The sequence below is a fragment of the Marivivens sp. JLT3646 genome (assembly GCF_001908835.1).
In the GTDB taxonomy this organism is placed as follows: domain Bacteria; phylum Pseudomonadota; class Alphaproteobacteria; order Rhodobacterales; family Rhodobacteraceae; genus Marivivens; species Marivivens geojensis.
The window spans coordinates 239,209-260,328 of sequence record NZ_CP018572.1; the positions used below are offsets into that span (position 1 = coordinate 239,209).

At 54.6% G+C, this 21,120-nt stretch carries 35 protein-coding genes; 34 read left to right on the forward strand and 1 reads right to left on the reverse strand.

The genetic code is table 11. The annotated features are described in order from the left end of the window. The first annotated feature begins 14 nt into the window (after positions 1 to 14). From rplC to rplP, 8 genes are all read left to right on the forward strand, one after another. On the forward strand, positions 15 to 740 hold the full coding sequence (gene rplC / locus BSK21_RS01200) for a 50S ribosomal protein L3 (RefSeq protein ID WP_067550512.1): 726 nt from the start codon (positions 15 to 17) through the stop codon (positions 738 to 740). Beyond that, positions 730 to 1,347, forward strand: coding sequence for a 50S ribosomal protein L4 (rplD, locus tag BSK21_RS01205; protein WP_067550510.1), 618 nt, complete (start codon positions 730 to 732; stop codon positions 1,345 to 1,347). The genes rplC and rplD overlap by 11 nt, the downstream gene beginning before the upstream one ends. Further along, positions 1,344 to 1,640 carry a 50S ribosomal protein L23 gene (locus tag BSK21_RS01210; RefSeq protein WP_067550507.1) on the forward strand — a complete coding sequence of 99 codons (297 nt, stop codon included), beginning with the start codon at positions 1,344 to 1,346 and terminating at the stop codon, positions 1,638 to 1,640. Before rplD ends, BSK21_RS01210 begins: the two co-directional genes overlap by 4 nt. 123 nt (positions 1,641 to 1,763) lie before the next feature. Beyond that, positions 1,764 to 2,603, forward strand: coding sequence for a 50S ribosomal protein L2 (rplB, locus tag BSK21_RS01215; RefSeq protein WP_067550506.1), 840 nt, complete (start codon positions 1,764 to 1,766; stop codon positions 2,601 to 2,603). Between the two features lie 3 nt (positions 2,604 to 2,606). After that, positions 2,607 to 2,885, forward strand: a complete 279-nt coding sequence (rpsS, locus tag BSK21_RS01220; RefSeq protein ID WP_067550503.1) for a 30S ribosomal protein S19 — start codon at positions 2,607 to 2,609, stop codon at positions 2,883 to 2,885. 3 nt (positions 2,886 to 2,888) lie between these two features. Further along, positions 2,889 to 3,269, forward strand: a complete 381-nt coding sequence (rplV, locus tag BSK21_RS01225; protein ID WP_067550502.1) for a 50S ribosomal protein L22 — start codon at positions 2,889 to 2,891, stop codon at positions 3,267 to 3,269. Then, a complete protein-coding gene (gene rpsC, locus BSK21_RS01230; protein ID WP_067550500.1) occupies positions 3,269 to 3,979 on the forward strand; it encodes a 30S ribosomal protein S3 in 711 nt (236 codons plus the stop codon). The genes rplV and rpsC overlap by 1 nt, the downstream gene beginning before the upstream one ends. An 11-nt stretch (positions 3,980 to 3,990) precedes the next feature. Beyond that, positions 3,991 to 4,404 carry a 50S ribosomal protein L16 gene (gene rplP / locus BSK21_RS01235; protein ID WP_067550498.1) on the forward strand — a complete coding sequence of 138 codons (414 nt, stop codon included), beginning with the start codon at positions 3,991 to 3,993 and terminating at the stop codon, positions 4,402 to 4,404. 69 nt (positions 4,405 to 4,473) lie between these two features. On the opposite strand, the gene BSK21_RS01240 is transcribed toward rplP, so the two are convergent. Then, positions 4,474 to 5,094, reverse strand: coding sequence for a TIGR02466 family protein (locus BSK21_RS01240; RefSeq protein WP_067550591.1), 621 nt, complete (start codon positions 5,092 to 5,094; stop codon positions 4,474 to 4,476). 247 nt (positions 5,095 to 5,341) lie between these two features. Between BSK21_RS01240 and rpmC the strand changes: the two genes are divergently transcribed. From rpmC to BSK21_RS01370, 26 genes are all read left to right on the forward strand, one after another. Beyond that, on the forward strand, positions 5,342 to 5,539 hold the full coding sequence (gene rpmC, locus BSK21_RS01245) for a 50S ribosomal protein L29 (RefSeq protein WP_067550496.1): 198 nt from the start codon (positions 5,342 to 5,344) through the stop codon (positions 5,537 to 5,539). 3 nt (positions 5,540 to 5,542) lie between these two features. Continuing rightward, entirely contained in the window at positions 5,543 to 5,773 is a 231-nt protein-coding gene (gene rpsQ, locus BSK21_RS01250; protein ID WP_067550494.1) for a 30S ribosomal protein S17, read from the forward strand. Between the two features lie 78 nt (positions 5,774 to 5,851). Next, the gene (gene rplN, locus BSK21_RS01255; RefSeq protein ID WP_067550492.1) at positions 5,852 to 6,220 is read left to right on the forward strand and encodes a 50S ribosomal protein L14; all 369 of its coding nucleotides are present in this window, start codon (positions 5,852 to 5,854) and stop codon (positions 6,218 to 6,220) included. Beyond that, positions 6,220 to 6,525 carry a 50S ribosomal protein L24 gene (rplX, locus tag BSK21_RS01260; RefSeq protein WP_067550490.1) on the forward strand — a complete coding sequence of 102 codons (306 nt, stop codon included), beginning with the start codon at positions 6,220 to 6,222 and terminating at the stop codon, positions 6,523 to 6,525. Before rplN ends, rplX begins: the two co-directional genes overlap by 1 nt. Beyond that, positions 6,525 to 7,088, forward strand: a complete 564-nt coding sequence (gene rplE, locus BSK21_RS01265; RefSeq protein WP_067550489.1) for a 50S ribosomal protein L5 — start codon at positions 6,525 to 6,527, stop codon at positions 7,086 to 7,088. Before rplX ends, rplE begins: the two co-directional genes overlap by 1 nt. 16 nt (positions 7,089 to 7,104) lie before the next feature. After that, positions 7,105 to 7,410 carry a 30S ribosomal protein S14 gene (gene rpsN, locus BSK21_RS01270; protein WP_067550487.1) on the forward strand — a complete coding sequence of 102 codons (306 nt, stop codon included), beginning with the start codon at positions 7,105 to 7,107 and terminating at the stop codon, positions 7,408 to 7,410. Between the two features lie 13 nt (positions 7,411 to 7,423). After that, a complete protein-coding gene (rpsH, locus tag BSK21_RS01275; protein WP_067550485.1) occupies positions 7,424 to 7,816 on the forward strand; it encodes a 30S ribosomal protein S8 in 393 nt (130 codons plus the stop codon). 10 nt (positions 7,817 to 7,826) lie between these two features. Beyond that, a complete protein-coding gene (gene rplF / locus BSK21_RS01280) occupies positions 7,827 to 8,360 on the forward strand; it encodes a 50S ribosomal protein L6 (RefSeq protein WP_067550483.1) in 534 nt (177 codons plus the stop codon). Positions 8,361 to 8,371: 11 nt separating this feature from the next. Next, a complete protein-coding gene (gene rplR, locus BSK21_RS01285) occupies positions 8,372 to 8,731 on the forward strand; it encodes a 50S ribosomal protein L18 (protein ID WP_067550481.1) in 360 nt (119 codons plus the stop codon). A 12-nt stretch (positions 8,732 to 8,743) separates the two neighbouring features. Continuing rightward, positions 8,744 to 9,304, forward strand: coding sequence for a 30S ribosomal protein S5 (gene rpsE, locus BSK21_RS01290; RefSeq protein ID WP_067550479.1), 561 nt, complete (start codon positions 8,744 to 8,746; stop codon positions 9,302 to 9,304). Positions 9,305 to 9,316: 12 nt separating this feature from the next. Then, positions 9,317 to 9,505 carry a 50S ribosomal protein L30 gene (gene rpmD, locus BSK21_RS01295; protein ID WP_067550477.1) on the forward strand — a complete coding sequence of 63 codons (189 nt, stop codon included), beginning with the start codon at positions 9,317 to 9,319 and terminating at the stop codon, positions 9,503 to 9,505. A 228-nt stretch (positions 9,506 to 9,733) separates the two neighbouring features. Then, positions 9,734 to 9,955, forward strand: coding sequence for a DUF1127 domain-containing protein (locus tag BSK21_RS01300; RefSeq protein WP_067550475.1), 222 nt, complete (start codon positions 9,734 to 9,736; stop codon positions 9,953 to 9,955). Between the two features lie 190 nt (positions 9,956 to 10,145). Beyond that, entirely contained in the window at positions 10,146 to 10,610 is a 465-nt protein-coding gene (rplO, locus tag BSK21_RS01305; protein WP_067550473.1) for a 50S ribosomal protein L15, read from the forward strand. Between the two features lie 105 nt (positions 10,611 to 10,715). Next, positions 10,716 to 12,077 carry a preprotein translocase subunit SecY gene (gene secY / locus BSK21_RS01310; RefSeq protein WP_231924795.1) on the forward strand — a complete coding sequence of 454 codons (1,362 nt, stop codon included), beginning with the start codon at positions 10,716 to 10,718 and terminating at the stop codon, positions 12,075 to 12,077. After that, on the forward strand, positions 12,074 to 12,649 hold the full coding sequence (locus BSK21_RS01315) for an adenylate kinase (protein ID WP_067550471.1): 576 nt from the start codon (positions 12,074 to 12,076) through the stop codon (positions 12,647 to 12,649). The genes secY and BSK21_RS01315 overlap by 4 nt, the downstream gene beginning before the upstream one ends. A gap of 252 nt (positions 12,650 to 12,901) precedes the next feature. Next, a complete protein-coding gene (gene rpsM / locus BSK21_RS01320; protein ID WP_067550469.1) occupies positions 12,902 to 13,270 on the forward strand; it encodes a 30S ribosomal protein S13 in 369 nt (122 codons plus the stop codon). 15 nt (positions 13,271 to 13,285) lie between these two features. Next, on the forward strand, positions 13,286 to 13,678 hold the full coding sequence (gene rpsK, locus BSK21_RS01325) for a 30S ribosomal protein S11 (protein WP_067550467.1): 393 nt from the start codon (positions 13,286 to 13,288) through the stop codon (positions 13,676 to 13,678). A 110-nt stretch (positions 13,679 to 13,788) separates the two neighbouring features. Beyond that, positions 13,789 to 14,805, forward strand: a complete 1,017-nt coding sequence (locus BSK21_RS01330) for a DNA-directed RNA polymerase subunit alpha (protein ID WP_067550587.1) — start codon at positions 13,789 to 13,791, stop codon at positions 14,803 to 14,805. Positions 14,806 to 14,922: 117 nt separating this feature from the next. Continuing rightward, the gene (gene rplQ / locus BSK21_RS01335; RefSeq protein ID WP_067550465.1) at positions 14,923 to 15,351 is read left to right on the forward strand and encodes a 50S ribosomal protein L17; all 429 of its coding nucleotides are present in this window, start codon (positions 14,923 to 14,925) and stop codon (positions 15,349 to 15,351) included. A 135-nt stretch (positions 15,352 to 15,486) separates the two neighbouring features. Next, complete coding sequence (locus BSK21_RS01340) at positions 15,487 to 16,098, forward strand: autoinducer binding domain-containing protein (protein WP_067550463.1); 612 nt, start codon at positions 15,487 to 15,489, stop codon at positions 16,096 to 16,098. Between the two features lie 60 nt (positions 16,099 to 16,158). Further along, positions 16,159 to 16,749, forward strand: coding sequence for an acyl-homoserine-lactone synthase (locus tag BSK21_RS01345; RefSeq protein ID WP_067550461.1), 591 nt, complete (start codon positions 16,159 to 16,161; stop codon positions 16,747 to 16,749). Positions 16,750 to 16,788: 39 nt separating this feature from the next. Further along, complete coding sequence (locus tag BSK21_RS01350) at positions 16,789 to 18,105, forward strand: replication-associated recombination protein A (RefSeq protein WP_074038938.1); 1,317 nt, start codon at positions 16,789 to 16,791, stop codon at positions 18,103 to 18,105. A gap of 31 nt (positions 18,106 to 18,136) precedes the next feature. After that, a complete protein-coding gene (gene crcB / locus BSK21_RS01355) occupies positions 18,137 to 18,514 on the forward strand; it encodes a fluoride efflux transporter CrcB (RefSeq protein ID WP_067550459.1) in 378 nt (125 codons plus the stop codon). Further along, positions 18,511 to 19,563, forward strand: a complete 1,053-nt coding sequence (locus BSK21_RS01360; protein WP_067550457.1) for an RluA family pseudouridine synthase — start codon at positions 18,511 to 18,513, stop codon at positions 19,561 to 19,563. Before crcB ends, BSK21_RS01360 begins: the two co-directional genes overlap by 4 nt. Then, positions 19,556 to 20,233 (forward strand): HAD-IA family hydrolase, encoded by a 678-nt coding sequence (locus tag BSK21_RS01365; RefSeq protein WP_067550455.1) that lies wholly within the window; start codon positions 19,556 to 19,558, stop codon positions 20,231 to 20,233. Before BSK21_RS01360 ends, BSK21_RS01365 begins: the two co-directional genes overlap by 8 nt. Continuing rightward, entirely contained in the window at positions 20,230 to 20,940 is a 711-nt protein-coding gene (locus BSK21_RS01370) for an ATP12 family chaperone protein (RefSeq protein ID WP_067550453.1), read from the forward strand. The genes BSK21_RS01365 and BSK21_RS01370 overlap by 4 nt, the downstream gene beginning before the upstream one ends. Positions 20,941 to 21,120: the final 180 nt, after the last annotated feature.

Genomic DNA, 21,120 nt, shown 5'->3' on the forward strand with positions numbered 1-21,120 from the left:
GGAGGGCATAGGATATGCGCTCTGGCGTTATTGCAAAAAAAATCGGCATGACCCGCCTGTTCATGGAAGATGGTAAACAGATCCCTGTAACCGTTCTTCACCTGGACAACCTGCAGGTCGTTGCTCAGCGTACTGCTGATAAAGACGGCTACACTGCTGTTCAGCTCGGCGCTGGCACTGCCAAAGCTAAAAACACCTCGAAAGCTATGCGTGGTCACTTCGCTACTGCGAAAGTTGAACCGAAGCGCAAAGTTGCAGAATTCCGCGTTGCACCGGAAAACCTGCTGCCTGTTGGTGCTGAAATCATTGCTGATCACTACTTTGAAGGTCAATACGTTGACGTTTCGGGTACTTCGATCGGTAAAGGTTTTGCAGGTGCGATGAAGCGTCACAACTTCGGTGGTCTTCGTGCATCTCACGGCGTGTCCATCTCGCACCGTTCGCACGGTTCGACTGGTCAGTGTCAGGATCCGGGTCGCGTTTTCAAAGGTAAGAAAATGGCCGGTCACATGGGCGCTGCTCGTGTAACCACCCAGAACCTGCAAGTCATTCGCACCGACGCAGACCGTGGCCTGATCATGGTCAAAGGCGCTGTACCGGGTTCGAAAGGCGGCTGGGTCACCATTAAGGATGCGGTTAAGAAACCGACTCCGTCCAACCTGGTTCTGCCCGCTGCGCTGAAGTCGGACGCTGCTCCGGTCGAGGCTGCTGCTGAAGGAGGCGAAAACAATGAAGGCTGAAGCTATCAAACTTGATGGCGCCGCTGCAGGTTCCGTCGAACTGAACGACGCAATCTTCGGTCTGGAGCCGCGCGCCGACATCCTGCACCGCGTTGTCCGTTGGCAGCGTGCTAAGGCACAGCAGGGTACTCACGCGACGCTTGGTCGTTCGGAAGTGTCCTACTCGACCAAGAAGATCTATCGCCAAAAAGGCACCGGTGGCGCACGTCACGGTTCCAAGAAGGCGCCGATCTTCCGTCACGGTGGCATCTATAAGGGTCCGACCCCGCGTTCGCACGCACACGACCTGACCAAGAAGTTCCGCAAGCTGGGCCTGCGTCACGCACTGTCCGCAAAGCTTAAAGCTGGCGAACTGATCGTGATCGAGTCCGCAGACCTGAACGAAGTTAAAACCTCGGCTCTGGCGAAACAGGTTGCAAACCTGGGCTGGAAACGCGCGCTCATCATTGATGCAGCCGTAAACGAGAACTTCGCGAAAGCTGCGCGCAACATCGAAACCGTTGATGTTCTGCCGTCCATCGGCGCGAACGTCTACGACATCCTCCGCAGTGACACGCTCGTGCTCACCAAGGCTGGTGTCGAAGCTCTGGAGGCACGTCTGAAATGAGCGCGAAACCTGAACATTACGATGTGATCCGCAAGCCGATCATCACCGAAAAAGCAACTATGGCATCCGAGCATGGCGCAGTTGTCTTTGAAGTGGCGAAAGACGCTAACAAACCGCAGATCAAAGAAGCTGTTGAAGCTCTCTTTGGTGTAAAGGTTAAAGCGGTCAATACCGTGATTACCAAAGGCAAGGTCAAACGTTTCCGCGGTACCGTTGGTACCCGTAACGACGTCAAAAAGGCTTACGTTACCCTCGAAGAAGGTAACACCATTGACGTTTCGACCGGTCTCTAATACTTGACCACATCGGTTCGGCCCCGGATTCGTCCGGGGCCGTGCCTTTTGTTTATTTCGGGGACCTTCGGGGCCCTAAACTACGGGGACTAACCTCCCTCAAAGCAACGGAAGACAGAGAACATGGCACTCAAGTCGTATAAACCGACGACGCCGGGCCAGCGTGGGCTGGTTCTGATCGACCGTTCGGAGCTTTGGAAAGGTCGCCCGGTTAAGGCTCTCACTGAGGGTCTGACCAGCAAGGGTGGCCGGAACAATACCGGACGGGTTACCGCACGTCGTCGTGGTGGTGGTGTAAAGCGCCTCTACCGTATCGTGGACTTCAAACGGAACAAGTTTGACGTTCAGGCAGTCGTAGTTCGTATCGAATACGACCCGAACCGGACCGCATTCATCGCACTTATCCAGTACGAAGATGGTGAGCAGGCCTACATCCTCGCTCCGCAGCGTCTGGCTATTGGCGATAAAGTCATCGCTTCTGCGAAGGCTGACATCAAACCGGGTAACGCTATGCCGTTCTCGGGCATGCCGATTGGTACAATCGTACACAACATCGAAATGAAGCCGGGCAAGGGCGGTCAGATCGCTCGTGCAGCTGGCACCTACGCTCAGTTCGTAGGTCGTGACGGTGGTTACGCGCAGATCCGCCTCTCCTCGGGTGAGCTTCGTCTCGTTCGTCAGGAATGCATGGCGACCATCGGTGCTGTGTCGAACCCTGACAACTCGAACCAGAACTTCGGTAAAGCCGGTCGTATGCGCCTCAAAGGCATCCGTCCGTCGGTTCGCGGTGTTGCTATGAACCCGATCGACCACCCGCACGGTGGTGGTGAAGGTCGTACCTCCGGTGGTCGTCACCCGGTTACCCCGTGGGGCAAGCCGACCAAAGGTGCACGTACCCGCAACAAGAAAAAAGCGTCGTCGAAGCTTATCCTTCGTTCGCGCCACGCTAAGAAAGGGCGCTAAGATATGGCTCGCTCTGTATGGAAAGGTCCGTTCGTTGACGCTTATGTGCTTAAAAAAGCCGAAGCTGCACGCGAAGCTGGCCGCAACGAAGTGATCAAGATTTGGTCGCGTCGCTCGACGATCCTGCCCCAATTCGTGGGCCTGACGTTTGGCGTTTACAACGGCAAAAAGCACGTTCCTGTGCTGGTATCCGAGGACATGATCGGTCAGAAATTCGGTGAATATTCGCCGACCCGTACCTACTACGGGCACGCTGCCGACAAGAAAGCGAAGCGGAAGTAAGTCATGGGCAAGGCACAGAACCCCCGCCGCGTGGCAGACAACGAAGCAATGGCAAAACTGCGCATGCTTCGTACTAGCCCGCAGAAACTTAACCTCGTCGCCGCTATGATCCGTGGCAAGAAAGTCGAGAAGGCTCTGACCGACCTGACTTTCTCGAACAAGCGGATTGCTGTGGACGTGAAGAAATGCCTTCAGTCCGCAATTGCGAACGCCGAGAACAATCACAACCTCGACGTTGATGAACTGGTCGTAGCCGAGGCTTATGTTGGCAAAAACCTCACCATGAAGCGCGGTCGTCCGCGTGCACGTGGTCGTTTTGGCAAGATCATGAAGCCGTTTTCGGAACTCACCATCAAGGTGCGTCAGATTGAGGAGCAAGCCTAATGGGTAACAAAGTAAACCCCGTCGGTATGCGTCTTCAGGTCAACCGCACCTGGGACAGCCGTTGGTACGCCGACACCAAAGACTACGGTGACCTTCTTCTTGAAGACCTTAAAATTAAGGACTTCGTTAAGAAAGAAGCGAAACAAGCTGGTATCGCTCGCGTTATCATCGAACGCCCGCACAAAAAATGCCGCGTGACCATTCACGCTGCACGTCCGGGTGTTATCATCGGTAAAAAAGGTGCAGACATCGAAGTTCTTCGCAAGAAGCTCGCAGCACTGACTGCAAGCGAACTGCACCTGAACATCGTTGAAGTACGCAAGCCTGAGCTGGACGCTGCCCTCGTTGCAGAGAGCATCGGTCAGCAGCTCGAGCGCCGTGTTTCGTTCCGTCGCGCTATGAAGCGTGCGGTTCAGAACGCAATGCGTATGGGCGCACTCGGCATTCGTGTAAACGTTGCTGGTCGTCTTGGTGGCGCTGAAATCGCACGTACCGAATGGTACCGCGAAGGCCGCGTTCCGCTTCACACCCTGCGCGCTGACATCGACTATGCTCTGTTCGAAGCTATGACTCCGTACGGCATCATCGGTATCAAAGTGTGGATCTTCAAAGGCGAGATCATGGAACACGACCCGCAGGCTCGTGACCGTCGTCAAGCTGAAGCCCAAGATGGCCCCGCACCTCGCGGTGGCGATCGTGGCCGTCGCTAAGGAGCTAGATAATGCTACAGCCTAAGCGTACAAAATTCCGCAAAATGCACAAAGGCCGTATCCACGGTCAAGCAAAAGGCGGTTCGGATCTGAACTTCGGTACATACGGCCTCAAAGCTGTTGAGCCCGAGCGCGTAACTGCACGTCAGATCGAAGCAGCACGTCGTGCGATGACCCGTCACATGAAGCGTCAAGGTCGTGTATGGATCCGTATTTTCCCGGATCTGCCGGTAACCGCTAAGCCTATCGAAGTTCGTATGGGTAAAGGTAAAGGTTCCGTCGACCGTTGGACCTGCAAAGTGAAGCCGGGCCGCGTCATGTTCGAAATCGACGGTGTATCCGAAGATATCGCACGTGAAGCACTGCGTCTCGCAGCTATGAAGCTGCCGATCAAGACCCGCACTGTGGTTCGCGAAGACTGGTAATCCAGTCGACAAGAATTAAGAAAGGCGCCCTTTTGGGGCGCCTTTTTTGTTTCGGGTCTGTACTGGGGATTATTCCCACTTGTAGTTGAAGCTCACCGACACACGGTCATACTCTGATGTGTTCGAGGGCACTTCGTGGCGGAGCCAGCTTTCCCAAAGGAACACATCACCGATTTCGGGTTTTTGGTAGATAAAGGCCTGCAATTCGCGACGCGCATCTTTGCGACGGGGTGGGGCAGCCATCATCATGCAATGACGCGGATCTTCGAGTTTGAGCGACGAGGTGTCATCGGGCATCGAAACATAGGTGGTGCCGGAAATGACCGAATGCGGGTGCAAGTGAGACCCGTGGTTACCGCCTTCAGGCAGAATGTTGATCCACAAGTCTTCGAGGACAAGTTCGCGACCGTCCAGATTGAACTCTAGGTCTTTGGCGAATTCAGCGACGTGTTTGTCGAGCGCCTCTTTGACTGCGGCGAATACTGGAGACCGCCATGTGAGGTCTGTGAGGGATGCGTAGCTTGTATAACCGGGGTAGCCGTTTTCCTCGCACCATTGCTGGCCTGCCTCGTCATCTTCCATGATGGCGTAGCAGTTGTCGTGCAGTTCTTCTTCGTCAATCTTGTGGCCGAACTCGGTCAAGCGGCCTTTGTAAAAGCGGGTTACGAAAAGGGATTCGATTTTGGCCATGTTGGGCTCCTGCAAAAAGTCTTGATCTGGCAGTTGGGCCCCGTTTAGCATCAACGGCACCGGCTGCCCAAGTTTTCTTGGGGAAATGCCCTATTCCTCTTGCCTCCCAATGACCAGCACCTTATACGGCGCTATCTCACGATTCCCGTCTACGGGATTCGTGTGTTTTGTTATTCGTCCACCAGGAACAGGGTGACCCGCAAAACAATGCGAGCGGAGCCCTCTGGTGTTAAGAAAGGAAAAGGCTATGAACGCCACTGAACTTCGCGCCAAGACGCCGGAACAGCTCCGGGAAGATCTGGTCGCTCTGAAGAAAGAGCAGTTTAACCTGCGCTTCCAGCAGGCCACCGGCCAACTGGAAAACAATGCTCGTATGCGCACCGTCCGTCGTGACGCTGCACGCGTGCTGACTATTCTGAACGAAAAAGCTGCAGCGGAGGCCTAAGACATGCCCAAACGTATCCTTCAGGGTGTTGTCACCTCGAACCAGAACGAACAGACCGTAACCGTATTGGTCGAACGTCGTTTCAAGCACCCGCTGCTTCACAAAACCGTCCGTAAGTCGAAGAAATATCGCGCTCACGACGAGAACAACCAATTCAACGTAGGTGACACCGTCCGTATCCAGGAATGTGCACCGAAGTCGAAGACCAAACGCTGGGAAGTCATCACCGCCTAATTGCGGTGATCCCAGTTTAATCGAAACCCTGGGGATCAGGACAATACTGCAAGTCCCCCCAAAGGTCGGGAGTAACCCATGATCCAGATGCAGACAAATCTGGATGTAGCTGACAACAGCGGCGCTCGCCGTGTTCAGTGCATCAAGGTTCTCGGCGGTTCGCACCGTCGTTATGCGTCGGTTGGTGACATCATCGTAGTATCGGTGAAAGAAGCCATCCCACGCGGCCGTGTTAAGAAAGGTGACGTCCGTAAGGCCGTCGTCGTTCGCACCGCCAAAGAGGTTCGTCGTGAAGACGGTACCGCAATTCGTTTTGACCGTAACGCGGCTGTTATCTTGAATAACAACGGCGAGCCGGTTGGCACCCGTATCTTCGGACCGGTTGTTCGCGAACTGCGCGCTAAGAACTTCATGAAAATCATCTCGCTTGCTCCGGAGGTGCTGTAATGGCTGCGAAACTCCGTAAAGGTGACAAGGTCATCGTTCTGGCTGGCAAAGACAAAGGTAAAACCGGTGAAATCACTTCGGTTAACCCGTCTGCTGGCAAGGCCGTTGTTGATGGCGTGAACATGGCCATCCGTCACACTCGCCAAACTCAGACTGCACAGGGCGGCCGCCTTCCTAAGGCAATGCCGATCGATCTGTCGAACCTGGCTATCGTTGATGCAAACGGCAAAGCAACTCGCGTTGGCTTCCGCATGGAAGGCGACAAGAAAGTTCGCTTCGCTAAGACAACAGGAGACGTTATCTGATGCTTGACACTGCTAACTACTCCCCGCGTCTTAAGGACCTCTACAAAGCGACTATCAAAGCCGCTCTGAAAGAAGAGTTCGCATACAAAAACGATATGCAGATCCCGCGTCTGGACAAAATCGTTCTGAACATTGGTTGTGGTGCTGAAGCTGTTCGTGACAGCAAAAAAGCCAAATCCGCTGTTGAGGATCTGTCCACCATCGCAGGTCAGCAGGCTGTTTCCACAAAAGCAAAGAAATCCATCGCTGGTTTCCGCGTTCGTGAAGATATGCCGCTCGGCGCTAAAGTTACCCTCCGCGGTGACCGTATGTACGAATTCCTTGATCGTCTGATCACAATCGCAATGCCTCGTATCCGCGACTTCCGCGGCGTATCGGGCACTTCGTTTGACGGCCGTGGCAACTACGCTACCGGTCTGAAGGAACACATCGTATTCCCAGAAATCAACTTTGATAAAGTTGACGAAGTCTGGGGTATGGACATCGTCATCTGCACTACCGCGAAAACTGACGCGGAAGCGAAAGCGCTGTTGAAGCATTTCAACATGCCGTTCAACAGCTAAGCGCGGAGAGAGAACTATGGCTAAAAAATCCATGATCGAACGCGAAAAAAAGCGTGAGCGTCTGGTGGCAAAATTTGCTGCTAAGCGCGCAGAGCTTAAAGAAATCGCGAACGATGAAACTAAGTCGATGGAAGAGCGCTTCAAAGCACGCTTGAAGCTCGCGGAACTCCCGCGCAACAGCTCTGCCACCCGTCTTCATAACCGTTGCCAGCTGACTGGTCGTCCGCATGCGTATTACCGCAAGCTGAAAGTCAGCCGTATCATGCTCCGTAATCTCGGCTCCAATGGCGAGATCCCGGGCTTGGTCAAGTCAAGCTGGTAAGGAGGGTTAGAACATGAACGATCCTATCGGTGATATGCTGACCCGTATCCGTAACGCTCAAATGCGCGGCAAGTCGACTGTTTCGACTCCGGCATCCAAGCTGCGCGGTTGGGTTCTCGATGTGTTGACTGCAGAAGGCTACATCCGTGGCTACGAAGCTGGCACGGATGACCGTGGTCACCCGACACTCGAAATCAGCCTGAAATACTACGAAGGCACTCCTGTCATTCGCGAACTGAAGCGGGTTTCTAAACCTGGTCGTCGCGTTTACATGGGCGTCAAGGACATCCCGTCGGTCCGTCAGGGCCTCGGTCTGTCGATTGTCTCCACCCCTAAGGGTGTGATGTCGGACGCAAGCGCACGCGCAGCCAACGTTGGCGGCGAAGTGCTCTGCACCATCTTCTAAGGAGGGTCTGATGTCTCGTATTGGTAAAAAACCGGTCGAGCTGCCCAGCGGCGTTACTGCCACTGTGTCGGGTCAGACCATCGAAGTTAAGGGTCCGAAAGGCACCCGTTCCTTCTCTGCTACCGACGATGTGACCATCGCTGTCGAAGAGAACGCTGTAAAAGTGACCCCGCGTGGCACTTCGAAGCGCGCTCGTCAGCAGTGGGGCATGTCCCGCTCGATGGTAGAAAACCTGATTATCGGCGTGACCGAAGGCTTCAAAAAAGAGCTGGAAATCACCGGTGTTGGTTACCGTGCTAACATTCAGGGTAACACCCTGAAGCTGGCTCTCGGTTACTCGCACGACGTCGACTTCGATATCCCGGCTGGCGTAACCGTCACCGCACCGAAGCAGACCGAAATCGTTGTGGAAGGTATCGACCAACAGCTGGTGGGGCAGGTTGCTGCTAACATCCGCGAGTGGCGTAAGCCAGAGCCGTACAAAGGCAAAGGTATTCGCTACAAGGGCGAGTACATCTTCCGCAAAGAAGGTAAGAAGAAGTAAGGAACGCAAAAATGGCAAACAGCAAACGGGAATTGTTCCTAAAGCGCCGCCTGCGCGTCCGGAACAAACTTCGCAAAGTGAACGCTGGCCGCGTACGTCTGTCGGTTCACCGTTCGAACAAGAACATCAGCGTCCAGCTGATCGACGACATCCAGGGCACCACCCTGGCTGCGGCTTCGACCCTCGAAAAGGATCTGGGCTTCGTCGGCAAGAACAACAAAGAGGCCGCAGCCAAAGTTGGTCAGGTTATCGCAGAGCGCGCGAAAGCAGCTGGCGTTACCGAAGCTTACTTCGACCGCGGTGGCTTCCTGTTCCACGGCAAAGTGAAGGCTCTGGCCGACGCTGCGCGTGAAGCTGGTCTGAAGATCTAAGGAGACGAGAGTATGGCAGAACGTGAAAACCGCCGGGACCGTCGCGAACGCGACGAAGCACCGGAATTCGCCGATCGTCTCGTGGCGATCAACCGCGTCTCGAAAACCGTTAAGGGTGGTAAGCGCTTTGGCTTCGCTGCTCTGGTGGTTGTCGGTGACCAAAAGGGCCGCGTAGGCTTCGGTAAAGGTAAAGCTAAGGAAGTTCCTGAAGCGATCCGTAAAGCTACCGAACAAGCTAAGCGTCAGATGATCCGCGTGCCGCTGCGCGACGGTCGTACCCTGCACCACGATATCGAAGGCCGTCACGGCGCTGGTCGCGTAGTAATGCGCACCGCTCCTGAAGGTACTGGTATCATCGCGGGTGGTCCGATGCGTGCAGTTTTCGAAATGCTTGGCGTCAAAGACGTTGTTTCGAAATCGCTCGGTTCGCAGAACCCTTACAACATGATCCGCGCAACTCTGGACGGTTTGAAGAAAGAAGCTTCGCCTCGTTCCGTTGCAGCGCGTCGTGGCAAGAAAGTTGCTGACATCCTCCGCAAGCCGGAAGAAGCAGCAGCCGAAGCAGAAGCGTAAGGAGTCTGTATCATGGCTAAAACGATCGTTGTTAAACAGATCGGTTCTCCGATCCGTCGCCCAGCCAAACAGCGCGCTACGCTGATCGGTCTGGGTCTGAACAAGATGCACAAGACACGCGAACTCGAAGATACACCTTCGGTACGCGGCATGGTCGAAAGCATCCCGCACCTCGTCGAGATCATCGAAGAGCGCGGCTAAGCTTCAGAGCATAGCAATTATAAAACGCCCCGCAGGTTTCTGTGGGGCGTTTTTGTTTGGGTAATTGAAGTAATGCTGCAGTGCGGCGTCATGCAGTAAATGCATGGCGGGGGTTCCGAACGGGAATTTGTTAGCGCGAACGGGTGCACGTATATTCAGAGACAGAAGAGGACAAGAACACATCCTCGCCGGGGCAACCGGCTCTGGCATTGAAAAAGGAATACGAAAATGGCTCACATCACTTTCCACGCACCCCGCGTTGCTCACTTTGATCTTGGTGCAATTGTTCGCACCAAAGTTGCAGAAGTGAAGGAGGCGCTGGCCCGTCGCGCTGAATACCGCGCAGTGTACAACGAATTGGCTGCAATGACCGATCGTGACCTCGCAGATATCGGTATCTCGCGCGGAATGATCGAAGACGTTGCACATCAGGCGGCTTACAAGAACTAAGCGCTGTCTAGAGATTAAAGCTGAGCCTCGATGCAAACATCGGGGCTTTTGTTTTTTCAGCCAAAGCTTGCAATACGGGACCTCGGGCCGTATACGCACGCGGTGGCCCGCTTTGGGTCCAGAATCATAACCATTATGCCGTGTTTGCCCACTCCGTCGCTGGAGGGCAGTTCCGGCAAGGAGAAGCGACATGAAACTTAATGAACTTCGCGATAATGCAGGCGCAACCAAGAAACGTATGCGCGTTGCTCGTGGTCCGGGCTCGGGCAAAGGTAAAACTGCTGGCCGTGGTATCAAAGGTCAGAAATCCCGTTCGGGCGTAGCAATCAACGGCTACGAAGGCGGCCAGATGCCCCTCTACCAGCGTCTGCCTAAGCGCGGCTTCACCACGCCGAACGCGAAGAAATACGCAGTTGTCAACCTCGGCCTCATCCAGAAATTCATCGACGCTGGCAAACTCGACGCTGCCAACATCAACGAAGACACTCTGGTTGCTTCGGGCCTGATCCGTCGCAAACTGGACGGCATCCGCGTTCTCGCAAAAGGCGAGATCACCGCAAAAGCTACCATCTCCGTTACCGGCGCTTCGAAAGGCGCTGTAGAAGCGGTTGAAAAGGCTGGCGGCAAGCTGACTGTTGTTGCAGCAGCAGAATAAGGGTTGTGAGTGCCCTTTCGGGCGCTTACTTACCTAACTAGTTTCCTTGCGCCGCCGTCCGGGAAAACCGGTCGGCGGCGTTTTCGATGAAAGAGACACCGACTTATGGCTTCAGCAGCAGAGCAAATGGCGGCAAACCTCAATTGGTCTACCTTTGGTAAGGCCAAAGAGCTTCGTCAGCGCATCTTCTTCACCATCGGACTTCTGATCGTGTATCGCCTTGGCACTTATATTCCTGTGCCTGGTATCGATATCGACGCGCTTCAGAACTTCTTTGCATCTCAGAACACTGGTATCGGCGGTATGCTTGCCATGTTCACGGGCGGCGCATTGAGCCGGATGGGTATCTTTGCCCTTGGCATCATGCCCTACATCTCTGCATCGATTATCGTGCAGTTGATGGGCTCCATGTATGAGCCGTGGAAGCAACTGAAGAAAGAGGGCGATCAAGGTCGTCGGAAACTCGCTCAGTATACCCGCTACGGTACCGTGGTTTTGGCGCTGTTCCAGGCCTACGGCCTCGCGGTTTCGCTGGAGTCGGGAGATATGGCTCATGATCCGGGTCTATTCTTCCGCGCATCGACGATGATTACTATTGTCGGTGGCACCATGTTCCTGATGTGGGTGGGTGAGCAGATCACCAGCCGCGGCATTGGTAATGGTATTTCGCTGATCATTTTCGTCGGTATCGTGGCTGAACTTCCTGCCGCTGCGGCGCAGTTCCTGTCGACTGCTCAGCAAACCAGCAACTGGATGCTTGTGATCGGCGTGATCGTGATGTTGGCAGCTGTGCTTGCCTTTGTTGTGTTCATGGAGCGCTCGCTGCGTAAGATCCACATCCAGTACCCCCGCCAACAGCGCGGTATGAAGGTGTACGACGGCGGTTCTTCGCACCTCCCAATCAAGGTTAACCCAGCTGGCGTTATCCCTGCGATCTTTGCGTCTGCACTTTTGTTGCTGCCGACAACCATCGCGACCTTTACAGAGCAGACTTCTAACGCTGTACTGTCTTGGGTTCTCGCTTATTTCGGGCCCGGTCAGCCGCTCTATCTGCTGTTCTTCACAGCGATGATCGTGTTCTTCACTTACTTCTACACCAAAGAAGTCGCGTTCAAGACCGACGAAGTTGCCGAGAACCTCAAGAGCCAGAACGGCTTTGTTCCTGGTATCCGTCCAGGCAAGCGTACTGCTGAATACTTCGACTACGTTGTGACCCGTGTCCTCGTGCTCGGTTCGGCTTACCTTGCGTTAGTTTGTCTCATGCCAGAGATTATCCGTAGCTTTTCCGGTTTCACTTTCTATTTTGGCGGCACTTCAGTGCTGATCATCGTGTCGGTTGGAATGGATACAATCCAGCAAGTGCAATCTCATTTGCTCGCCCACCAATACGAAGGCCTCATTGAAAAATCGCAACTGCGTGGCAAACGTAGTGCCAATAAACGGAACAGGGGACCGGCTCGTCGATGAACATTATTCTGCTTGGACCGCCGGGTGCGGGTAAGGGAACACAGGCTCAAAAGCTTGTGGAGGAACGCAACATGGTGCAGCTGTCGACTGGCGACATGCTGCGCGAGGCACGCACAAGCGGCACTGAAATGGGTAAGAAGGTTGCGGCTGTCATGGACGCTGGCAATCTCGTCACCGATGAAATTGTCATCGGTCTTATCCGCGAGAAACTAGAGCAGGGCGCTGCTGGTGGCTTTATCTTCGATGGCTTCCCGCGCACTCTTGCTCAGGCTGACGCACTGGATGGACTGCTGTCCGAAATGGGTCAGAAGCTGGATGCGGTTATCGAGCTGCAAGTTGACGATGAGGTTCTTGTCCGCCGCATTGTTGGTCGCGCTGAAGCGGCTGCTGCTGCAGGTCAACCTGTTCGTGCGGACGACAATGAAGACGCGCTTCGCGTTCGTCTGGCAGCTTACTACAAACAGACCAGTCCGCTGATCGGCTACTACTATGCCAAAGGTGGTCTAAAGTCGGTCGATGGTCTAGCTAGCATGGACGATGTTGCGAAAAGCATCGCGGACATTCTGGGTTAATTTGACCCTTCTAAGCATTGGTGTAAGGCCTGCGACATGTTTCGCGGGCCTTTTGCCTTCAAGGGGTTGACCCGTTCGAAAAGCCCCCATAAACAGCCCCATCCCTTTTGGGGGAATCAACCATGTTTTTCGGGTCGCTCCCGATTCGCATGATCACCTCATGAACAGTGGCCCGCTAGGTTTCACCTTTCGGGCTTCCGTTGTGAAAAAAGATTCCGGTACGACGGAATCGCAACGAAAAGGAAAGCTAACGTGGCACGTATCGCCGGCGTGAACATCCCGACTGCTAAGCGGGTTCCAATCGCCCTCACCTACATTACGGGCATTGGCCCGTTCATCGCAAACCAGATTTGCGAAGCATGCAACATCGATCTGACCCGTCGTGTAAACGAACTGTCTGATGCTGAAGTTCTGACAATCCGTGAATACATCGACGCAAACGTCACCGTAGAAGGTGACCTGCGCCGTGAAGTAACGATGAACATCAAGCGTCTGATGGATCTCGGTTGCTACCGTGGTCTGCGTCATCGTCGTAACCTGCCCGTCCGCGGTCAGCGTACCCACACCAACGCTCGCACCCGCAAAGGCCCTGCAAAGGCCATCGCTGGTAAGAAGAAGTAAGGGAGGGCATAGACAATGGCTCGTGATACCCGTCGTGGTGGTAAGAAAAAAGTTTCCAAGAACATCGCAGCTGGCGTTGCTCATGTGAACTCCACCTTCAACAACACTAAAATCCTGATCTCTGACGTGCAGGGCAACGCGATCTCGTGGTCGTCCGCTGGCACCATGGGCTTCAAGGGCTCGCGTAAATCGACCCCTTATGCTGCTCAGATGGCTGCAGAAGATGCTGGCAAGAAAGCTCAGGAACATGGCGTTAAGACGCTTGAGGTAGAAGTTCAGGGCCCAGGTTCGGGTCGTGAATCCGCTCTGCGCGCTCTGGCTGCTGCTGGTTTCAACATCACGTCGATCCGTGATGTGACCCCGCTGGCACACAACGGCTGCCGTCCGCCGAAGCGCCGCCGCGTCTAATATCGATTATCCCACTGGGGCTGTGGTTTTTCCACGGCCCCAGTACGTCATTTTAAACCTCGGGCGTTTGCCTTTTGGGACATGAAAGGCAGACAAGTATGGAGGGACGCATGATCCACAAGAACTGGGCTGAACTTATCAAGCCGACCCAAGTTGACGTGAAACCGGGCAATGACCCGCAGCGTCAGGCCACTGTTATTGCTGAACCGCTTGAGCGTGGTTTCGGTCTGACACTGGGCAACGCACTTCGTCGTATTCTGCTGTCGTCGCTGCAAGGCGCTGCGATCACTGCAGTGCACATCGATAATGTTCTGCACGAATTTTCGTCTGTTGCTGGTGTACGTGAAGACGTCACCGACATCGTCCTGAACCTCAAGGGCGTTGCGATCCGCATGGACGTTGAAGGTCCGAAGCGTTTGACCGTTCAGGCCAAAGGTCCGGGCGTTGTAACTGCTGGCGACATTTCCGAATCCGCAGGCATCGAAGTCCTGAACAAAGATCACGTTATCTGTCACCTCGACGATGGCGCTGACCTTTACATGGAACTCACCGTTAACACCGGTAAGGGCTATGTGGCTGCAGACAAAAACAAGCCCGAAGATGCGCCGATCGGCCTCATCGCTATCGACGCAATTTATTCGCCAGTTAAGAAAGTATCGTACGACGTTCAGCCGACCCGTGAAGGTCAGGTTCTCGACTACGATAAACTGACGATGAAAGTCGAAACCGACGGCTCGCTGACCCCGGATGATGCAGTTGCATACGCAGCTCGCATTCTGCAGGATCAGCTTTCGATCTTCGTAAACTTCGACGAACCGGAATCGGCTTCGGCTGGTTCGGATGACGATGGCCTCGAGTTCAACCCGCTTCTCCTGAAGAAAGTGGACGAACTGGAACTGTCTGTACGTTCGGCAAACTGCCTGAAGAACGACAACATCGTTTACATCGGCGATCTTATCCAGAAAACCGAAGCAGAGATGCTGCGCACTCCGAACTTCGGCCGCAAGTCGCTTAACGAGATCAAAGAAGTGCTCTCTGGCATGGGTCTGCACCTCGGCATGGACGTCGAGGACTGGCCGCCAGACAACATCGAAGACCTCGCAAAGAAATTCGAAGACCAGTTCTAATTCTGGCTTCGGTGGGCAGGGCGGAAACGTCCTGCCTTTTCGGGCAATCCCGCCCCAAGGAGAGTGGCCAATACGCATAGGCCACCGGACAAAGCATAAAACGCTAGGAGAATTAAAATGCGTCACGCTCGCGGTTACCGCCGTCTGAATCGTACTCACGAACACCGTAAAGCCCTGTTTGCGAACATGGCTGGTTCGTTGATCGAACACGAACAAATCAAAACCACCCTGCCGAAAGCAAAAGAACTGAAGCGCGTCATCGACAAGCTGATCACGCTCGGTAAACGTGGTGACCTGCATGCACGCCGTCAGGCTGATGCGCAGCTCAAACAAGATATTCACGTTGCGAAACTGTTTGAAGTTCTCGGCCCGCGTTATGCGGAGCGTAACGGTGGTTACTGCCGCGTTCTGAAAGCTGGCTTCCGTTATGGCGACATGGCTCCGATGGCGATCATCGAGCTGGTTGACCGTGATGTTGACGCAAAAGGCGCAGCAGACCGTGCACGTCTTGAAGCAGAAGAAGCTCTGCTGGGCGACGACGAATAAGTCTCGACCATCGCTAGTTTTGAGAACCCCGTCAGCATAGCTGGCGGGGTTTTTCATTTCGCCATTTCTGGGTAGTGAATATATGCGATACAATTATAGGTTGACCAATAAACCTAAGGTTGAAAATATCCTAGTATGGCTCAGGTATTTGGAATCGAAACACATTTAGAGAGGCTCGATCAAATCGCGCCGAATGGTTTCTTTTTCGGACTGCACATTCGGCACACGCTGCCTTTGTTCACTCATCAAACCTACCCGAGCCTATGGGTTAATCACTACATTAGGGAGGCTTACGCGCTCCGTGATCCGATCATTGCGTGGGGGCTTGATCGGGTGGGCACTTGCCGCTGGAGCGAAATTGATATTCCGGACCCGTTCAACATTCTTGGACAGGCGCAGGAATTTGGGATGAATTTTGGGATCGCGGTATCTTTTGGGCCGCTCCACTCACGGACCATAGCGACAGCCTCGCGGCCAGATCGCGAGTTTACGGAAACCGAGATTGCGTCATTTTCCGATGTAATCGACGCGCTTCATACCATTTACCAGCCCCCCGTGTCCTTAACGGACGTCCAAACAGAGTCCCTGCGGCGGATTGCCGAGGGGGATCGTTATGCTGCGGCTGCTGCAAAACTCGGAATTTCTCAAAGCGTATTCAAAGCGCGGCTGACCGCCGCCCGTTCGAGCCTTCAGGCTCGCACCACGGTAGAGGCCATCCAGAAGGCGAGGGATTACAGGCTGCTCTGACGTCCTTTTCGGGATGCGGATGCGGGGTTGTGTGACCCTTAACCCTCGCTGGAGGCACTGATGCTGAGCACCGTTCTTTCGTTCGCCAATATGCACAATCACGGCGAACTTTTCGCAAATATCCTGCGGGCACGGCGGGATTGTTTTATCGTCAAACGATCGTGGGACCTGCCTGAGACGATGGGTATGGAATACGACCAATACGACACACCGCAATCGCGTTGGGTTGCAGTGCATGACGCAACCGGCCGCGTGTTGGCAGGGGCCCGTATGACACCCACGACTGCGCGATGTGGTGTCTATAGCTACATGATCCGCGATGCGCAGAGAGGACTTTTAGAAACCATCCCGCAAGACCTTTTGTATGAGGATGCCCCGATTGATGAGGGCATTTGGGAGGTGACCCGAGGGTTCATCGGGCATGATATTCCCAACAACATCCGTCTCCGCGTGCGATTGCTGCTGACGGGTCAGATTGTGACCGCGGGGCGAGAACTGAACGCGCGGAAGATGATTGCTCTGCTACCTGCCAATTGGACGCGTTGGTCCAAACGGGCTGCGCTTGATATTTCACCTGCGGGACGGGTGATGGATATGGGGGGCGTGGACTATCAGGCCGTCTGGTTTGATCTTGGAGACAAACTCCACTGACCCTTTGCCAAAGATCGGACGCGGGCGTAGGTTACGGCCATGTCCGATCTTTTCGAAACACCCGCTCCTCAGACACCGAACGCGCCTCGTCCTCTCGCGGATAGGCTGCGGCCGCAGACGTTGGCCGAGGTGATAGGGCAAGAGCAGGTTCTCGGCCCTGATGGGCCTTTGGGGGTGATGCTCGCGTCAGGTTCGTTGTCGTCCTTGATCCTGTGGGGTCCGCCTGGTGTTGGAAAAACGACGATTGCGCGTTTGCTTGCCCGTGAAACCGAGCTGCATTTCGAACAGATCAGTGCAATTTTTACGGGCGTGCCTGACCTTCGAAAGGTGTTCGAGGCGGCTAAGCTGCGTCGCGCAAACGATCGTGGAACTCTTTTGTTCGTGGACGAAATTCATCGTTTCAACAAAGCCCAGCAGGACAGCTTTTTGCCCCATATGGAGGACGGCACCATCGTGCTCGTTGGCGCGACGACAGAGAACCCGTCGTTCGAACTGAACGCCGCTATTCTAAGCCGTGCGCAGGTTTTGGTTCTCAATCGGTTATCGTCTGATGAGTTAGAGAAAATGGCGTCACGGGCAGAGGGCGAAGCGGGCAAAAAACTGTTGCTTGAGCCCGCCGCGCGCTCTGCGCTTTTGGACATGGCCGATGGGGATGGGCGAGCATTGTTGAACTTGATCGAACAGGTTCTGGCGTGGAAAACCACTGCCCCTTTGGGTGTCGACCAGCTTACGACCCGTTTGATGCGACGGGCGGCGAAATACGATAAGTCGGGTGAAGAGCATTACAACTTGATCTCTGCGCTGCATAAATCTGTACGGGGATCAGATCCTGATGCTGCGCTCTACTGGTATTCCCGCATGTTAGAGGGCGGCGAAGACCCTCGGTATCTGGCGCGTCGTATTTTGCGCATGGCGGTAGAGGACATCGCGCTGGCTGACCCGAATGCCCAAACGATTTGCCTACACGCATGGGAAACTTATGAGCGACTTGGAAGTCCCGAGGGTGAATTGGCTTTGGCGCAGGCTGTCATCTACCTCGCGCTCGCTCCTAAAACGAACGCGGGATATGTGGCCTACAAAGCATCCAGAGATGCCGCGCGAAAATCAGGAAGCGAGCCGCCGCCCAAACATATACTCAACGCTCCGACTAAGATGATGAAAGAGCAAGGGTATGGCGCAGGCTATGCCTATGACCATGATGCCGAGGATGGGTTTTCAGGGCAAAACTACTTTCCAGAGACCATGCAGCGCCCGACGTTCTACAAACCCGTTGATCGCGGGTTTGAACGTGATCTTAAGAAGAGGGCAGACTATTTCGCAGGCCTTAGGGCCAAGCGGCAGGGACGTCAGAATTGACTCTTTGCTGCTGAACAGCCAAGGAGCGCGGATGATCTGGAATACTCTCTTTGTCGCGGCGGGCGGTGCTATTGGCGCAGCGCTACGTTATCTGACCAACGTGGGCGTCATGCGCTTGATCGGGCCTGGGTTTCCCTTTGGGACGGTCGTGGTGAATGTCCTCGGCTCCTTTTTGATGGGGCTTCTTGTTGTTGTCCTCGCAGAGAAGGGCGGTAACAAATTCGCACCGTTTTTAATGACGGGGTTCTTAGGCGGTTTCACAACGTTTTCGGCCTATTCGCTGGATGCTGTGACACTTTATAATCGCGGTGAGATCGTGCTGGCTGGCGCATATGTCCTCGGCACGGTGATCGTCGGAATTGCGGCACTGGTCGCAGGAATGGCCTTTGGCCGAATGGTGCTACAATGAGCGGTGTGCAAAACATCACAATCAGCGAAGACGATGGCGATCAGCGGATCGACCGTTGGCTTCGGAAGCTATACCCACACCTAACCCAAGGTCGCATAGAAAAGATGTGCCGCAAGGGCGAATTGCGTGTGGATGGCGGTCGTGTGAAATCGAATTCGCGCATTGAGGCGGGCCAGACCGTCCGTATCCCTCCGATGGGCGAAGAAGCCGTAAAACCAGCACCGAAGTTTGATCGCAAAATTACACGGTCTGACGTTGAGATGATCCAGTCCTGTGTGGTCTGGAAAGATGAGCATATTATTGCACTGAATAAACCCTCGGGCCTGCCCTCGCAGGGCGGATCGGGTCAGGGCGACCGTCACGTCGACGCTTTGGCCGAGGCTCTGATGTTCGGCTACAAGGACAAACCAAAGCTGGTTCACCGTCTGGACAAAGATACATCTGGCCTCTTGCTGCTGGCCCGCACAGATCGTGTCGCCCGTCGGTTGTCGGAGGCGTTGCGTCACCGCAATGTTCGCAAGATCTACTGGGCCGCAGTTGCTGGTGTTCCGTCTCCTCGTGCGGGTTCGATCAAATACGGCCTGATGAAAGCGCCGGGTCGCGGACGTGGTGGTGAAGGCGAGAAGATGGTTTGTGTTCACCCCGCTAAATTGGATGAACACGAGGGTGCGAAACGCGCCCACACCGACTTTTTCACCATCGACCTCGCGGGTTCGCGGATTGCATGGGTTGCGATGACGCCGATCACTGGTCGCACGCACCAACTCCGTGCGCACATTGCGGAACTTGGTCACCCGATTATCGGCGACGGTAAATATGGCGGTTCTTCTACTGAAAACCTCGGCGATGGCTGGGGCGCAGGTGTTGGTGGCGAGTTGAGCAAAAGGCTGCACCTCCATGCACGTATGATCTCGTTCGAGCATCCGATCACCAAAGAGATCATTACCCTTCAAGCCCCGCTGCCACCGCATATGCAGGAAACTTGGGACTTCTTTGGGTGGGACGTGAACTATCCACCGATCGATCCTTTTGTGACGGAAGATGAGTGAACTGCGCCTCGTCATTTTTGATGTCGATGGAACGTTGGTCGATAGTCAGGGGCTAATCGTTCGTTCGATGGAGGCCGCCTTTGATGGCGTGGGCCTCCCTGCGCCGTCGCGCGATAAGATCAAGTGGATTGTCGGGCTATCGCTGGATCGCGCGGTTGCCTTGCTCGCACCAGCCGCCTCAGACAATGAGGCGCAGCGCATTGTGCAAACCTACAAGGACGCCTTCTTTACCTATCGAAGTGCCGAGGGTGCCGCCGCATCTAGTCCATTTTTCTCAGGTGCGCGTGAGGTGCTCGACCAGTTGCGTGCTGACCCTTGGACGCTACTCGCTGTTGCCACAGGGAAATCAAAGCGCGGGTTGGATGCCTTGATCGAAGCGCATGGGCTAGAGGGATATTTTGTCTCTCGGCAGGTCGCTGACTTTCATCCGTCAAAACCTCACCCGTCGATGATTTTTACGGCAGTTGATGAAGCAGGCGTAGCGCGGTCTCGAACTGTCATGGTCGGGGACACCACCTACGACATGGATATGGCCAAAGCAGCGGGCGTTGCTGCGATTGGCGTTTCTTGGGGCTATCACGCTGCAGAAACACTGAACGCGGATCGAATTGTCGGTGATTTTGCCGAACTCCCCGCAGCGATTAACGAACTACTGGAGGCCCGATCATGAGCGGTTGGAAAGCAAAACGGTTCTGGAAAGAAGCAACCATCAGCGAAGTAGAGGGTGGTTACCGTGTAGAGCTGGATGGGCGTCCAGTTCGAACCCCTGCGAAAGCGCTGATGATTGTGCCGACCAAGGCCATAGCTGAAGCCATCGCTGCTGAATGGGATGCGCAAACTGAGGAAGTGAAGCCCGAATCTATGCCGATCACGCGGTCTGCGAATGCTGCCTTGGACAAGGTTTCGGTCCAGTTTGACGAAGTGGCCGATATGCTTTCTGCTTACGGAGGCAGCGACCTGCTGTGTTATCGGGCAGATAGCCCAATTGAGCTAACTAAGCGTCAATCTGATGAATGGGACCCGATTCTTGATTGGGCGGAGGGTCGTTTCGGCACTCGCTTGGTCTGTGGATTCGGTGTTATGCCTGTGACCCAGTCTGACGAAAACCTACGCATTTTTCGTGACCATGTTGGAACGCTAAGCCCTTTTGAAATCGCTGCATTTCACGATCTGGTCGGGATTAGTGGGTCGCTTGTGCTGGCATTGGCCGTCACAGAGGGACATTTGACTGCGCAAAACGCATGGTTGAAGTCGCGAGTCGATGAATTGTGGCAAGAAGAGCAATGGGGCCAAGATGATGAGGCAACAGTGTTAGCGAACCACAAGCAAGGCGAGTTTTTAATGGCCGCGCGGATCTTTCAAATGTTGCAAAGCTGAAATCCGCAGTCTTTTTTCCTGCGTCAGGTCAATTTTGCGGCCAGTTGACCCAAGATCAAGGGAATATTCCCGTCTGGTCCCCCTTGACCAATTAGATAGTTTGCGACCAATCTAAGGCTTCGTGGTGGTATCCCCGCCGCGCCCATACGCTATCAAAGCGAAAACCCCGATCGTAAGTAT